The sequence below is a fragment of the Acetobacter cibinongensis genome, assembly GCF_000963925.1.
GTDB lineage: Bacteria > Pseudomonadota > Alphaproteobacteria > Acetobacterales > Acetobacteraceae > Acetobacter > Acetobacter cibinongensis.
In genome coordinates, this window is record NZ_BAMV01000003.1 from 136,303 (window position 1) to 150,498 (window position 14,196).

Annotated in this window: 5 protein-coding genes; all 5 read left to right on the forward strand. The window is 47.4% G+C overall.

Annotated features, from left to right (window positions below):
• Positions 1-290 precede the first annotated feature (290 nt).
• The 5 genes from Abci_RS01870 (at position 291) to Abci_RS01890 (ending at position 14,111) form a co-directional block, all read left to right on the forward strand.
• Complete coding sequence (locus Abci_RS01870) at positions 291-3,215, forward strand: Hint domain-containing protein (RefSeq protein WP_048837447.1); 2,925 nt, start codon at positions 291-293, stop codon at positions 3,213-3,215.
• A gap of 88 nt (positions 3,216-3,303) precedes the next feature.
• Positions 3,304-4,752 (forward strand): AMP-binding protein, encoded by a 1,449-nt coding sequence (locus Abci_RS01875; protein ID WP_048837448.1) that lies wholly within the window; start codon positions 3,304-3,306, stop codon positions 4,750-4,752.
• 47 nt (positions 4,753-4,799) lie between these two features.
• On the forward strand, positions 4,800-11,135 hold the full coding sequence (locus Abci_RS01880) for a type I polyketide synthase (protein ID WP_048837449.1): 6,336 nt from the start codon (positions 4,800-4,802) through the stop codon (positions 11,133-11,135).
• Complete coding sequence (locus Abci_RS01885) at positions 11,132-12,919, forward strand: AMP-binding protein (RefSeq protein WP_146806870.1); 1,788 nt, start codon at positions 11,132-11,134, stop codon at positions 12,917-12,919. The genes Abci_RS01880 and Abci_RS01885 overlap by 4 nt, the downstream gene beginning before the upstream one ends.
• 19 nt (positions 12,920-12,938) lie before the next feature.
• Positions 12,939-14,111, forward strand: coding sequence for an autotransporter strand-loop-strand O-heptosyltransferase (locus tag Abci_RS01890; RefSeq protein WP_048837451.1), 1,173 nt, complete (start codon positions 12,939-12,941; stop codon positions 14,109-14,111).
• Positions 14,112-14,196 lie beyond the last annotated feature (85 nt).

The window sequence follows — 14,196 nt, forward strand, 5'->3', positions numbered from 1 at the left end:
TTATTTTCACCCTGAAAAGCTTACCTGCTGATGAGTTGGTATGGGGCGGGAAGATGGCGTCTGGGCGAGTGGAAAAGCAGCATTGTCATTGGGTGACTATCTCCCCAACAGGCAAATGAGTATTTTGTTGAGTACTATGCACTCGTCTCGTCCTTATAGCGTCCGCAACAAACACGCTGTCATGCCAGGAGTTAAGTCAGCGTAAATTCACAAAGAACTCGAATTACCAGGGCATTGTCCTTTTAAACCGACAGTTCCTTGTATTTCTCTTACGCAAAAGGAAAGTTAATATGGCGACTGGTGATGTATATAGTTCGTATGTAAGTGGCGCTATTGCTTACACCCATAATGACAGCACAACTATTCAGAATGGCGGGTCAATATCTGGCTATATTGACGCAGGCGGCACAGCACACCTCAATCAGGCCACTGCTTCAGGTACATTATCCGGCGCTACGGCGAACATGTATGGTGTGCTTCTTGCAGATAATTTCAATGGGAATACATCTGTTGACAGGAACGATCTGCTTCTGAGCGCCGTTATCAAATCGGGCGGTGGTGCATTTGCAGCCAATGGCGGGGTAATCAGCGGAGCCACTGTTTCTGCTGGCGGTGGTCTGGGTGTGGCAGCTGGTGTTTCCGAGTATGGCTCCCTTGATAAACCCGGGAAAATCATAGATCCCTATGTTATGTCAGGAGGAACAGTCGCGGCTGGTGCCTTCACGGCCAAGGGGCAAAGCTTCCTCGGTACAGGTATTGTCTCAGGTGGTAAGTTTGAGGTTGGTGCTACTGAACTGCTGAGTTCTTCCTATGCGTATGGGGGAGACTTTAAAGGCACGCAGCTTGTTCTCAATGGTGCCAGCGCATTTGGCGGTATTTTCCATGATGGTGGTGTGCAGCTTATAGGTGGGTATTATCTCTCCTCTGCAAATGCCTCTGGTGGTACAACAACACGTCTTGCAAATTCACCTGGAAGCGAAAGTGGCTGGGTTGCAAACAAGGGTTATGCCAGCGGTGCGCAGATTCTTGCTGGTGGTACAGCCATAGTTCTTGCTGGTGGAACGTCCGTTAGTGGTACAGTGAGCAGTGGCGGTACGGAAGTCATTTCTTCCGGCGGTGTTGCTAGCGGCACACTCGTGAGTGGCGGCACGGAAATTGTTCAGAGTGGTGGTGTGACCTCCGGGGCGACTGTCGTTTCTGGTGGTAAGGAAATTCTGAGCGGCGGTACGGCGTCTGCAACCACTGTTGGCAGTGGCGGTTCCCAGTTGGTAAGCGCTGGCGGGACAGCCGTAAAATCCCTTATCAGCGGCGGTACAGCAATCGTTACCAGCGGTGGCACAACCATTTCAGCCTCTGTATTCACGAGTGGCCTTGAAGTCGTGAGCTCCGGTGGTATTGCCTCTGCTTCTGTCGTGTCGGGCGGCACGCAGACCATCAGCGGTGGTGTTGCATCCAGCACGGTTGTGCGTGCAGGTGGCACGGAGGTTGTCGTTGCAGGGAAGACAGTTTCCGCGACCATCAGCAATGGCGGTGCCGCGGTAATCAGTTCCGGCGGTGTGGCTTCCGGAAGCGTTGTTTACAGTGGCGGCACGCAAACACTCAGTGGTGGAACTGCGTCCAATATTGTGATCTCTGGCGGTACGCAGACCATTTCTGGCGGTACGGCAATCAGCACGGTTATCTCTGGTGGCACGGAAATTGTGCAGACTGGTGTGACATCTGGTGCCACTATCGGCAGTAAGGGTGTCGGGATTATCAGCGCAGGCGGCACTGCTGTTCAGTCAGTCATTGGTAATGGTGGTACGCTAAGCGCATATAATGGTGCAACGCTTTCTGGCACGGTGACGGTGGCTGGTGGCGCGACCCTTGCTCTGGGTGGCAACAACGGCAATGCAGTTATTGACCTGGCTGGAACCACAGCAGCAACGCCAGCAAAAGTCGTTATTGCTGCGGGTGTAACAGATGTTCCAGAACAATTCACAAGCTGGAGCGATGGTGATCAGATCATCTTCAGCGGTGTTGCATCCAGCGTCTCCGCTGTCTCGTTTTCAGATGCAGACCACATCAAGTTTACGGTTGGTGGCAATACCTACACTCTCAACATTATAGGCATTCAGGGCAAGTTCAAGTTCGTGTCCTCCACCTCGGGGTTAACGCTTGAAACCTGCTTCCTGACAGGCACTCTGATCCGTATGCTTGATGGTCGGATTGCGGTTGAGGATGTTCGCCCTGGTGATAGCGTGATGGTGCGTAAAGGTGACGCGTTCGTGGCCAGCACAGTGACATGGGTTGGTAAGAACAAATCTATAGTCCGGTCTGATGCCGCCTATACAGATGAAGCAGGTTACCCTGTGCTCATCATGAAGGGGGCTTTGGCAGACGGCGTGCCGTTCAAAGATTTACGTGTGACACCAGAGCATTGCCTGTTCATTGATGGCCAGTTCATCCCTGCCCGTATGCTGGTCAATGGTCGCAGTATTCGTTATGACACAAACTATGCTGTCTATGACTACTACCATATTGAAACAGCAAATCATTCTGTGATCGAAGCTGACGGTGTGCTGACGGAAACATATCTCGATACTGGTAATCGTGCTTCTTTCGCACGTATTGATGGTTCGGATATTGTTTCTGGTTACTTTGATGCCGCTAAAGACTGGACACAGGCTGCTGCACCCCTTGCAACCAGCCGTGAGGTGGTTGAGCCAGTTTATAAAACCCTTGCTTCTCGTAGTGATGCGTTGGCTTTGGATGATGCGGCTAGTGACGCAGTGGTATGGTCTGATGACGCAAACCTGCATCTGGAAACAGAAGCTGGTACCGTTATCCGCGCAATGAAGCACGTCAATAACACAGTGTCCTTCATGCTGCCGCCGGGTATTCAGAAAGTGTTTATCATGTCCAGAACCTCTCGTCCGGTTGATGTGATGGGTGCTTTTGTTGACGATCGTCGTGAACTGGGTGTGAAGATTGGTGAGATCAAACTCTTCAGCGGCACTCACATTGCCTCTGTAACCAACCATCTTGAAACGGAAACATTGGATGGTTGGGCTGCACAGGAAGACGCTGCAACTGCACGCTGGACCTCTGGTCGGGCTGTTGTTGAGCTGGCTGCTGCATCAAGCGATGGGTTTAGAATGCTGACGCTCGACGTTGTTTCCACGGTATCTTACCGCGTAAATGACCAGAAGCAGACTGTTGCTCTAAGCGCATAATTTTTAAGTTCTGAAAAAATCTCCTGTTGCTATACTCGGCAGCAGGAGATTTTTGATTCAGGACACTTTTCGATAAGGCAGGTCTTATATGCTCGAAACACTTCTTCAGCAGTTACGGGGAACAAAGATATATGGCTCTGCTTTCGAAAGTGCATCACGATCATGGAGTTGGACCGGGTTTCTGGCAGATGTCAAAAAAACGGCTCGTGCTCTTGAAGAAATAAAGCAGTCAAGCCCTACACTTGTTGGTATAAGATGTGCGGATTATTACCATCATTGGGTCATTATTTTTGCGTTGGACAGACTAGGTCTGGCATCAGCATCATTTCAGAATGAGTACGGACCATCCTTCAAAACATACCTGGATGTCGTAAAGCCAGATCTGATTTTAACTGACTTACCGCTTGATGTTGGTATTCCAAATTTCACCGTTAATAGTAGATGGTTTTTAGATGTTCTGAGTAGTAAAAATGTTGATGTAAAACATTATGACAATGCAGGTGTCTGCCGTGTGGGTATTGCTGCGGGCACAGATGTCACACCCCATAAGATAGGGTTGACAAGAGAGCACATTAAACAAAATATTCACCAGTTAATAACGTCTAATATTTTCTCTCTTTCTGGAAGATCTGGCTTTTCTATTGTTTGTTGTATTGGTGTTGATATCCTGGCTGGTTACCAGATTGTTCTTGCCGCATTAACCACAGGGTATCCTGTCACAATTATTGATCGTAAGCAGATTGCGCTCGCTATTGCTCAACATAAACCGATTGTTCTAGTGCTCTCTCCTCTTCATTTAGAATATATCATCTCTTCACTTTCGCCTATTTCTATGGCGCAAGAGACTATTGAAGTCATTGTGGTCGGTGGGCGTCTTCCTGCAGAATTGGAAAAAACGACCAAGGAAAAGCTTACAAAGAAAATCCATATTTTATACGGCACAGAAGAGGCTGGTGTTATTGCCGTCAAAAAAAGTGACACCCTGTCAGATGCCAAAAGTGCCGGAACAATTTTGCCTTGGATGAAGGTGGAAATTGTGGATGAAGACGATGCCGTGCTTCCCGTCAACACTGAAGGACGAGTGAGAGTAAGTGGTCCAACGGTTATAAAACACTATCTTGACGCAGACGCCGCTTCAAATAGTCATTTCAAAAATGGCTGCTTCTACCCGGGAGACATCGGATTTCTAAACGAGAAAAACGAAATTTTCATAACCGGACGTACTGACTCTCTGACTTCTTTTGGCGGGGATAAGTTTGATCTGCGTGTCCTCGACCACATTTGCGAGACATATCCCGGCATAAAAAATGCCTGCACGTTTTCTGTTCCGGATGATAATGGCGTACCGACCCCTTGGGCCGCCATTGTTTGTGATGTCGAACTTGATGGGGCCGTACTGGGCGCCAAACTTCATGAAAAATATGAGAATTTACCACCAGTAACCCTGATCTGGGTCGATCGAATTCCGTATCGTAGCGATGGCGAGCCAGATCGTGATTTTCTGACAAATGGCATTATTCGTACTCGCCAGAAATAAGGATACAAGAAACTAACTTTCGGTCTATCGGAAATTTGAGGTCAGACATGAACAAAAAACAAGAGTTTGCTATTATTGGTACAGGACTTCGATTTCCGGAAAATATTACAACATTAAAAGAGTTCTGGGTTTTTTTGAATAGCGGCCAGGATGCCAGTCGTGATGTGCCGAAAGACCGCTGGAGCATAGATCGCTACTATGACCCGGGATACGAAACGCCCGGTAAAACCTACATGCGTCGCGGTTCGTTCCTGACACAGGAACTCGGGTATTTTGAGCCGCAAGTTTTTGGTATTTCCCCGCGTGAAGCAACGCTTATGGATGTCCAGCAGCGGCTCTTACTGGAGGTTGCGTGGGAGGCTTTTGAAAGCGCAGGCATTATCCCTGCGCGGATGAATGGCAGTAATACAGGCGTTTTTATAGGGTCTTTCTCGCTAGATTGGCTTGTCTATTGTGGAAGTGCACTCAATCGGGAGTCCATTAAAGATCATTTCTCAACAACAGCCGCTTCTGCCACAATGCTCTCAGCGCGTTTGGCACATGTTTTTGGGCTGTGTGGGCCATGCCTGACCATAGACACTGCGTGCTCTTCTTCTTTGGTGGCTATTCATAATGCGTGTCTTAGCCTGAGTAATGGAGAGTGTGATGTTGCTTTGGCAGGTGGAGTCAACTTTATCATTAACCCACAAGGTGCCATGCCAATGTCACGTGGGCATTTTTTGGCCAAGGATGGACGTTCCAAAAGCTTTTCAGCAGATGCCGATGGTTACGGGCGCGGCGAGGGTGCTGCTCTTCTGATAATCAAACGGTTGGAAGACGCAGTTGACGCAAAAGATCCTATTATGGGTGTTATCTGCAAAAGTGGCGTCAACCATGACGGCAGAGGGACGGCGATTACTGTTCCTAACGGTGCCGCGCAAGAAGCTCTGATTAAAGATGTTCTCCGCAGAAGTCATCTGACAGGTCAACAACTGGATTATGTAGAAGCACATGGCACCGGCACACCGGTGGGTGACCCGATAGAAACAGCGGCGATTGGCAATGCAATAGCGCAAAACAAATATGGTGAAGAACCGCTCATCATTGGGTCTGTTAAAGCAAATATAGGGCATCTGGAAGCAGCCGCAGGTGTGGCTGGGGTCTTAAAAACACTGCTGTGCCTGGAGCATAAGGAAGTCCCCGCACAAGTTAATATTGAAGAGATTAACCCGAATATTGAGTGTGAAAAGTGGAATATTCATATTCCCCAAGGTAAAAATATTCCGCTCTCCTCTAAAAAACCCGTTTTGTATGCGGGCGTAAACTCTTTTGGCTATGGTGGCACAAACAGCATGGTCATTATGCGGTCACCGCATAATTTTGAAGCAAAGCCTATTCGTTCCAAACGCCCCGAAAAAGCTGCGGTAAAAACCTATCTGCTACCGCTTTCTTCAACGCATGAAAAAGGTCTGGTTAAAGCAGCACAAGCCTATACTGCGTTTTTGCAGGATAATACTACTGTTGATCTGCACAACGTTTGTTATTCAGCGGCAATATGCAGAACGTGGTTTCAGCATAGGGCAGTTATTCTGGCAGATAGCAGGGAGGAGTTGCTACGCAATCTTTCCGATCTGGAAAACGGAACACAAAACCAATCAGTCGTGATTGGGCGTAGCTTCGTTGCGCCAAAGCTTGGCCCGATCATGGTTTTCTCTGGCATGGGGTCGCAGTGGGAAGGAATGGGAAAAACCATTCTGGCTACACTACCAGCAAACGTAAGGCTGGTTGCAGAAGCTTTTGACGCTACGTTTCAGCAACTGTCAGGTTGGTCTCTTCTAACCGTTCTGACAGGCGAGGAAAGTGCTGAAAGCCCAGTTCATAAAACGGAAATAGCCCAACCAGCGATCTGTCTTCTGGAAATTCTCGTTTACAAAACGCTTGCCGCATATGGAGTATGTCCTTCAGCTATTGTCGGGCATAGCGTGGGGGAAGTAGCTGCCGCTTATTGTGCTGGGGCATTGATGCTTCAAGATACGGTACGTGTTATTTATGTGCGTAGTCAGCTTCAAGCTCGTTTGGCTGGTTCCGGCACAATGCTGGCTATCGGCGCAGAGCGGGAAAAGGTTGAAGAACTTATACAGAAGCAAGGATTGACCGTATCAATCGCAGCTATCAATAGTCTGAAATCCTGCACAGTGTCAGGCGTGACAGAAGACCTGAAAAAGCTCGAAGACCATTATGGCAAGCAGGGCGTATTTGTCCGCATGCTGAACGTTGAAGTGCCATATCATAGCACTTTGATGGAAAATATTCAGTCTGACATGTATGAAATGCTGGCTGACCTTCAACCCATAAAACCTGAGGTGCCTCTTTATTCAACGGTTACAGGCAAAAAATGGGATAATGCAGTTCGGCACGATGCTGAATATTGGTATAAAAACTCTAGAAATCCAGTTGAATTTTTCAAAGCAATTTCCACTATACTGCAAGATATCGATGGTCAGGTTATTCTCGAAATTGGGGCTCATCCGGTTCTTCTTCCTTCTGTGAAAGAAATTATCTCCAAATCTGATCTCCAAATTCAGACGGTTCATTCTCTGCGGCGGAACGACGTAGGGCATCATTGGGCAGAACTCTGTCTAGCACGGTTGGCAATAGCCGGTGCCCCATTAGACTGGCTGCGCATGACAGGTGGCCAGCGTGTGGCCATACCGTATTACGCTTGGCACCGCGAGTATTACTGGTCGGAATGTCAGGAAGCGGCGGCTGACCGTTTGGGGTTGATTGTGCACCCGTTGCTGGGACTGCCAATGGTGTCCGCAACGCCTCGCTGGCGGGCAACAATCAACCAAAACTATCTTCCTTGGCTTCCAGATCACGTTATTGAAAATAATGTTATTTTTCCAGCAGCCGCTTATATGGAAGCCGCTTTGGCTGTGCATTTTCAAATACATGGTACGCATCAGGCTATCTTAAAAAATTTCGAGATTCATTCTCCTATTCTCATTGAAAACCAAGTTAATTGTGACGTTGAGTGGTCTTACAATGTTCAAACAGGAAAGTTGGAGGGAAGCACCTTAACCCGACGTGATGAGGACAGTGCCCCACTTTGGCGTAACCATGTTGGCGTGGAAATTTTGACCTCATCACCTTGGATAATGGATGAGCGTAAGGTTTTTGCGCCCGTTGCTACCAAAGTATTTGATAAAAATAGGTTTTACACAACGCTCGCTCAGAACGGCCTGCAATATGGTGAACAGTTTCAGGTTGTAGAAGATATTGCGACAGTTCCAGAAGGACTCTGGGCAAAATTAAGCCTCACACCTGAACGAGCTAGCCAGAGCGAAGAGTATGCTCTCCATCCCGCGCTCCTTGATGGTGCGTTTCAACTTATCGCTGCCGCAGTTTTTGAGCATAATCCAGATAACGATTATGCGTATGTGCCAGTCAGTGCTGAGCGCCTGATATATCATGGACAGAAAAACGCCACGCTGACGGCCATTGTCAGCTTAAGAGCAATGTCCTCAAAACAGCTTGTTGCTGACGTGCAGTTATATGATGAGTCAGGTCATAATGTGCTCGGTATTGATAAACTGATCTGCAAGGCAGTTCCCCGTATTACCAAAAAGAAGAAATTTGAAAATCTTCTTTATAAAGCGACATGGAAAAAAGCTGAGACCTTACCGCTTCTGGTGGACCCACACACTATCCTTGCTGTGGGGGGCGTAGCCCAAATTAACGCATTTAAAGCGGTGTCTGAGCAATATCTTCTGACTGTTGATACTGTGTTACTACCAGATAAGTGTGATTATTCTTTTTTTGAAAAATCTTTTAAAAATAAGGTCTTTAACGATTACAAATCGATAGTTTTTTTCGGTTCCCTAGAACACAACCCTAACCAGATGGGTGATGTCGAGCGGCTCCTTGCGTGTGTTCAGGCGATCCCGCATCTTTCTATCGAAGAGGCCTCGCCGCGTTTGTGTGTCATTACAACCGCAGGGCAGGATATTTCTTTGGGCCAATCTGCTCTTCGCGGTTTTGCGCGCGGTATGGAGCTTGAGCGCTCAGACTTGCGCATCAAAATTATAGAGGTTGAGGCAAGCACTGAAGATGCCACTTTGGCCAGTATTGGCGCAGAAATTATACAGGACGATTGCGAAGACCATGTGCTTATACGGAGCGGGGAGCGCCTTGTTGCCCGGGTTGTACCGACTTCATTAAAGAATGAAAACACAACAACAGTTCCACTTATCGGGCGCGCAGATCTGTCTGCTATTCTTAAAGTATCTGATACGGGGTCTCTGGATAAACTGTATTATGAAGTCAGCAGGATGCGCGAACCTTTAGCAGGTGAAGTTTCCTGTCAGGTTTTGGCTGCGGCACTGAACTTCAAAGATGTTCTCAAGGCCATGAACCTTCTGCCAGATAGTGTGGTTGAGGGTACTTTCTATGGCCACGCGCTGGGTATGGAAGCGGTCGTCCGTATTCTGGATGTTGGCGCTGGTGTTGAACATTTCGTAAAGGGGAAGGACTACATTGTTGCGGCGGCTGACTGTTTTGCAACATCTTTCACAGCAGATGCCGGTACACTGTTTGCAATAGAAAAGCCTGCGTCTCTTTCTGCCTCAGACGCAGCGACGCTCCCCGTTGCGTTTCTGACCGCATGGTATGGCCTTTCACATCTGGCACGGTTGCAAGCTGGTGAAACGGTCCTAATCCATTCTGCCAGTGGTGGTGTGGGACTTGCTGCTATTCAGGTAGCCAAAATGCTGGGTGCAACGGTATTTGCAACAGCCGGAACGGAAGAGAAAAGAGACTATCTCCGTAATCTGGGGTGCACGCACGTATGGTCCTCGCGAACATTAGAATTCGCTGATGAAATACGCGCAGTGACACAAGGCCGAGGGGTGGATGTTGTTCTCAATTCTCTGTCTGGTGAGGCACAGGCCGCCAGCCTTGCCTGTGTTGCTTCTCTGGGACGATTTGTAGAAATTGGAAAAAGAGATATTATCGAAAATAGCTCTCTAGCTATGAGGGTTTTTAACGAAAATATTTCATTCTTCTCGGTTGATCTAGACCGCCTTCTGAACGAAAAACCACAGCTTATCAAAGACATTTTTAGTGCTATGGCTAACATGATGAGCGATGGCTCCCTTCAACCGCTCCCTTCAACGGTATATCCGGCCGGGAAAACGGTGGATGCCTTTCGCTATCTGTCCAGCACCAAACATATTGGTAAGGTTGTTATCGACTATACCGACCTGACGGATGTTGTGGGGAAAGAAAAGTGGCCGCCACGTCCCCACATTGACCCCCAGGGGGCTTATCTGATTACCGGCGGCTTTGGTGGTCTTGGTCTGGAAATTGCCGAGTGGTTGATTACCTCTGGTGCGACATATCTGGTGCTGACAGGTCGCAAGAAAACCGACAATGATGTGATCTTGAACAGGATTAAGGTCTGGCGGGATTTAGGATACACAATAGAAGAACGTTATTTTGACATTGCGGATAAAGACAGTTTGAAAAAATGTCTGTCTGAATTCGGTAATAAATTACCTGCTCTGAAAGGCGTATTTCATTGTGCGTGTGTGTTTGATGATGCCTTGTTGAGCAATATTACCCCCGCTCGTTTGGAGAAGGGATTTGCAGCAAAGGCCATCGGCGCGCATCATCTGGATGTATTAACACGTCATACCCCACTCGATTTTTTTGTTTTATTTTCTTCTGTTACCACCATGACCGGTAATATCGGCCAAAGTGTCTATATTGCTGCTAACGAAGTGCTCAATCAGATTTGTGAAAACAGGCACGTGCTCAATCTTGCAGGCCTTTCTCTCAATCTGGGGCCGATTGATAGCGTAGGGATCCTGACCCGTAACCAGGTTGCAGCAGATGCCTTGCGGAATGCAGGCATGAATTTGCTTGATATTCACAATGTTCTCCGCTTCCTGCCTGATATAATGGAGCAACGCTGGCCGCAGATTACGGTAGCAGATATTGACTGGGAAAAATGGTTCCGTGTCGTACCGTTGGTTGCTGATCTTTCTCGGTTTACGGCCATGCATCATCTGGTAGGAACACTGGAGTCTACTAGTGAAACGATGTTGTCACTGTTGAACCTGCCAGAAGAAAAAAGGCTGGATTTCATAGTCGACCGCCTGAAAGCAATTATAGCGAAAACCTTGCATTTGCAGGAAGAGACGATCGAAGATAACGCTCGGTTGTCGGAGTTAGGGTTAGACTCCTTGGCTGGGGTAGAGCTACAAACCGGCATTCGGGTGGAATTCGGAGTAGAAGTTTCGGCAATGATGTTGGCTAAGGATGACAGTATTCGCAGTCTCGCCAAGAAATTTTATAGCCAGATACAGGTCAAACTCTCCACTCTGCGCCCTGAGGACGTATGATAATGGCAAGCGCTTTTCGGTTAACACGTGGTGCACAGAATGAAGAGATCATCGACTGGTGTACAGGTTCTGTGGCGGAAGGGTGCCGTTATAGAGCCGCGAAAAATCCGAACCTCGAAGTTCTGACTTTTCTGGGGGATGGTCAAAACCCAACGGCACGACTGACGGCGCAGATGCTGGATAAGCAGGCAGGATGCCTGAGTTTCTGGTTAAACAAGCTTGTTCAGCCAGGGCAACGTGTTGTGCTGTTGTTTGAAAATGGTCCTGATTATCTGATAGGCCTGTTTGGCTGTTTGTATGCGGGGGCTATCCCGGTCTCAGGCGTGTATCCGACCGATTTTGGCAGTAGGCAGCGCTTTTGCCATATTGTCCGTGATAGTCAGGCAGTTGCTGTTGTCGGTTGTAAAAATGTATTATCGCTTTTTCAGAAAGAATGCGCTTCGGAAAATTTGGGAATATCATGGATCCCGGTTGAACTTTCTGAAAAAGGACAGGACTATGTCTATGCGCCGCGTGAAAATGAGCAGGAAGCACTGATTCAATATACATCAGGCTCTACAAATATTCCCAAGGGCGTTATCATTACAAACAGGAACATCATCTTTAATCTAACGCAGCAAGGTGAAGAGCTTGGATACGCACAGGGTGATGTCGGGGTAAGCTGGCTACCACTATCGCACGATATGGGCTTAATGGGCTCAGTTCTCATGGCAATCGGAGCGGGAGGACAATGCATCTTACTTCCGCCTGAAAAATTTTTGGAAAAACCTCTTAACTGGTTACATGCTATCAGCACCTATAAGGCGACTCTTTCGGGCGGTCCTGGGTTTGCCTATGAGATGTGCCTGAACGCGCTGACGGGTCCAGTAACAGACCTCGATCTTTCTTGCTGGGATCAAGCCTTTATTGGTTCAGAGGCCATTAGCAAGGATATGCTGGATCGTTTTACGGAGAAATTTTCTCCCTATGGTTTTCGGGATTCAGCATTTTGTCCCTGTTATGGATTAGCCGAAGCAACACTACTGGTGTCTTCCAAGCCACGGGGAACAGAGCGGATTGCTTACCCATTTTCTAGGGAGGCTCTTTTGCTGGGCGAAGTGGAGGTGACTGATAACCCCGCCGATGCACGTGAGCTCGTATCCTGCGGTCAGGTAATAGCGGATACTGATGTTGTTATTATGAAAAATGAGGCGTCCCTCTCTCCCGCGTCTGAGATGGAGGAGGGGCTAATCTATATCCATGGACCGGGTATGGCGGCTGGTTACTGTGGTTATGGCTCTGAAGTATCAAGTCATTTTGTCTATCAAGAGAAAAATTATTTTGCCACAGGTGATAAAGGCTTTTTCGTGGGAGAAGAGTTGTTTCTGACAGGAAGAAAAAATAATGAAATCATCCTCAATGGGTTCGCTATCGATCCTGAGGATTTAGTTTTTTCCGTGTCTAAAAAAACACCCTATGTTTCACAACATAATGCCACAGTCTTTTTGCATGGCAATATTGATCCTGTGCCTGTTTTTGTGTGCGGCTTGCCTCACGATGTTCTGGTTTACGCTGATGATGTGTTTCAGGATATTCAGGAAATTTTGTATGATAAATTCAGAATAGAGAAGGGATATGTTTATTTTGTCAGTCCGTCAGCCTTAAACAGGACCCCAAGCGGTAAAATTATCATCAAGGATACAAAGATATTTTTACTTGAAAACCCTAAAGCCATTCTAAGAAAAATGGAGATTTTGCCTCGTTCAGCTCATGGCTTTCGGGTTATAAAACAGGAAAAATACTAGTGAAGAAGAACGATCCAGCATGACTCAGGATGCCTCAGTTGCTGTCCCCACACAGCACGGCCCCGGTGGCATAAGGTTTGACTTCAATGATGGAGCAAGAGTTTTTCTTCCAGAAGGCGCTCAATGGCGCGTTGATATCTGGGACCTGGATACTAAAACGCTAATTTATAGGCACGAGTTGCAGGGTGGCACAGTACAGACGCGTAAGCGGTATTTTGTACGTTTTGCCGTCGATATTTGGAAAAACGACGATCATATATTCCGGCATGAGTTTGATCTGACTGAACGGGCCGTTGCCATCAAAATGGGCGAGGGGGGCCTTGGTGATCATCTTGCATGGATCGAGCATGTTGAATTCTTTCGCAGAAAGCACCAGTGTCAGGTTTTTTGCCAGATAAGGTCTGATTTGCTGGTTTTGTTTCAGGAAAGTTATCCTGAAATAGAATTCAGACCTAATAATATTATAATGCAAGAGTCATTTTATGCCTCTTACAAGGTGCTGGTTTTCTATAATGACGAAGACCTTGACTACAGCCCGGTCGATTATAGAGAAGCCGGATTAGCACTCTCTGCGCCTTATATTCTCGGCTTACCATGCATTGAACGGCGACCACGCCTGACTATTCCGCCTTCTGTAAGGCCAATTGCCGAGCCATATGTGTGTATTGCCACGCAAGCATCCAGCCATTGTAAATATTGGAACAATCCAGAAGGCTGGATCAGACTGGTTCAGTTTATGAAAAACCGAGGCTATCGCGTTATCTGCATTGACCAGAAGATGGTGGCAGGTGAAGGGCGTGTCTGGCATTATATGCCTCCGGGAGCGGAAGATGAAACCGGTAACAGGCCGTTGTCAGAGCGTGCCGTGTGGCTGAAACATGCCGATTTTTTTGTCGGACTTTCAAGCGGATTGTCTTGGCTATCTTGGGCGTTGGAAAAGCCTGTTGTTATGATCAGTGGTTTCACGGCTGAAAGAAATGAGTTTCGTACGCCGTGGCGTGTGATTAACAGGCATTTATGTAATAGCTGTTCTAATGATATTCGGTGCCAGCTTGATATCACTGATTATTTCTGGTGCCCCAGACACAAAAATACACCTCGAGAATTCGAATGCTCCATTGGAATCTCAGTGGAACAAGTTGTTTCTGTAGTGGAGGGATGCATTCAACATATTGAAAGTAAATCAGGCTAGATAATTTGAAATTTTGAAAATGATTTTAGTGAGTTATTTTTTTATAGTGGAGTCGTTTGTGTGAACGACGTATGGTGCTTCTCTT

Excerpts from the sequence above, each read along its gene's own strand:
- Abci_RS01870 (WP_048837447.1), top strand. The coding sequence starts at position 291 with ATGGCGACTGGTGATGTATATAGTTCGTATGTAAGTGGCGCTATTGCT.
- Abci_RS01875 (WP_048837448.1), top strand. The coding sequence starts at position 3,304 with ATGCTCGAAACACTTCTTCAGCAGTTACGGGGAACAAAGATATATGGC.
- Abci_RS01880 (WP_048837449.1), top strand. The coding sequence starts at position 4,800 with ATGAACAAAAAACAAGAGTTTGCTATTATTGGTACAGGACTTCGATTT.
- Abci_RS01885 (WP_146806870.1), top strand. The coding sequence starts at position 11,132 with ATGATAATGGCAAGCGCTTTTCGGTTAACACGTGGTGCACAGAATGAA.
- Abci_RS01890 (WP_048837451.1), top strand. The coding sequence starts at position 12,939 with ATGACTCAGGATGCCTCAGTTGCTGTCCCCACACAGCACGGCCCCGGT.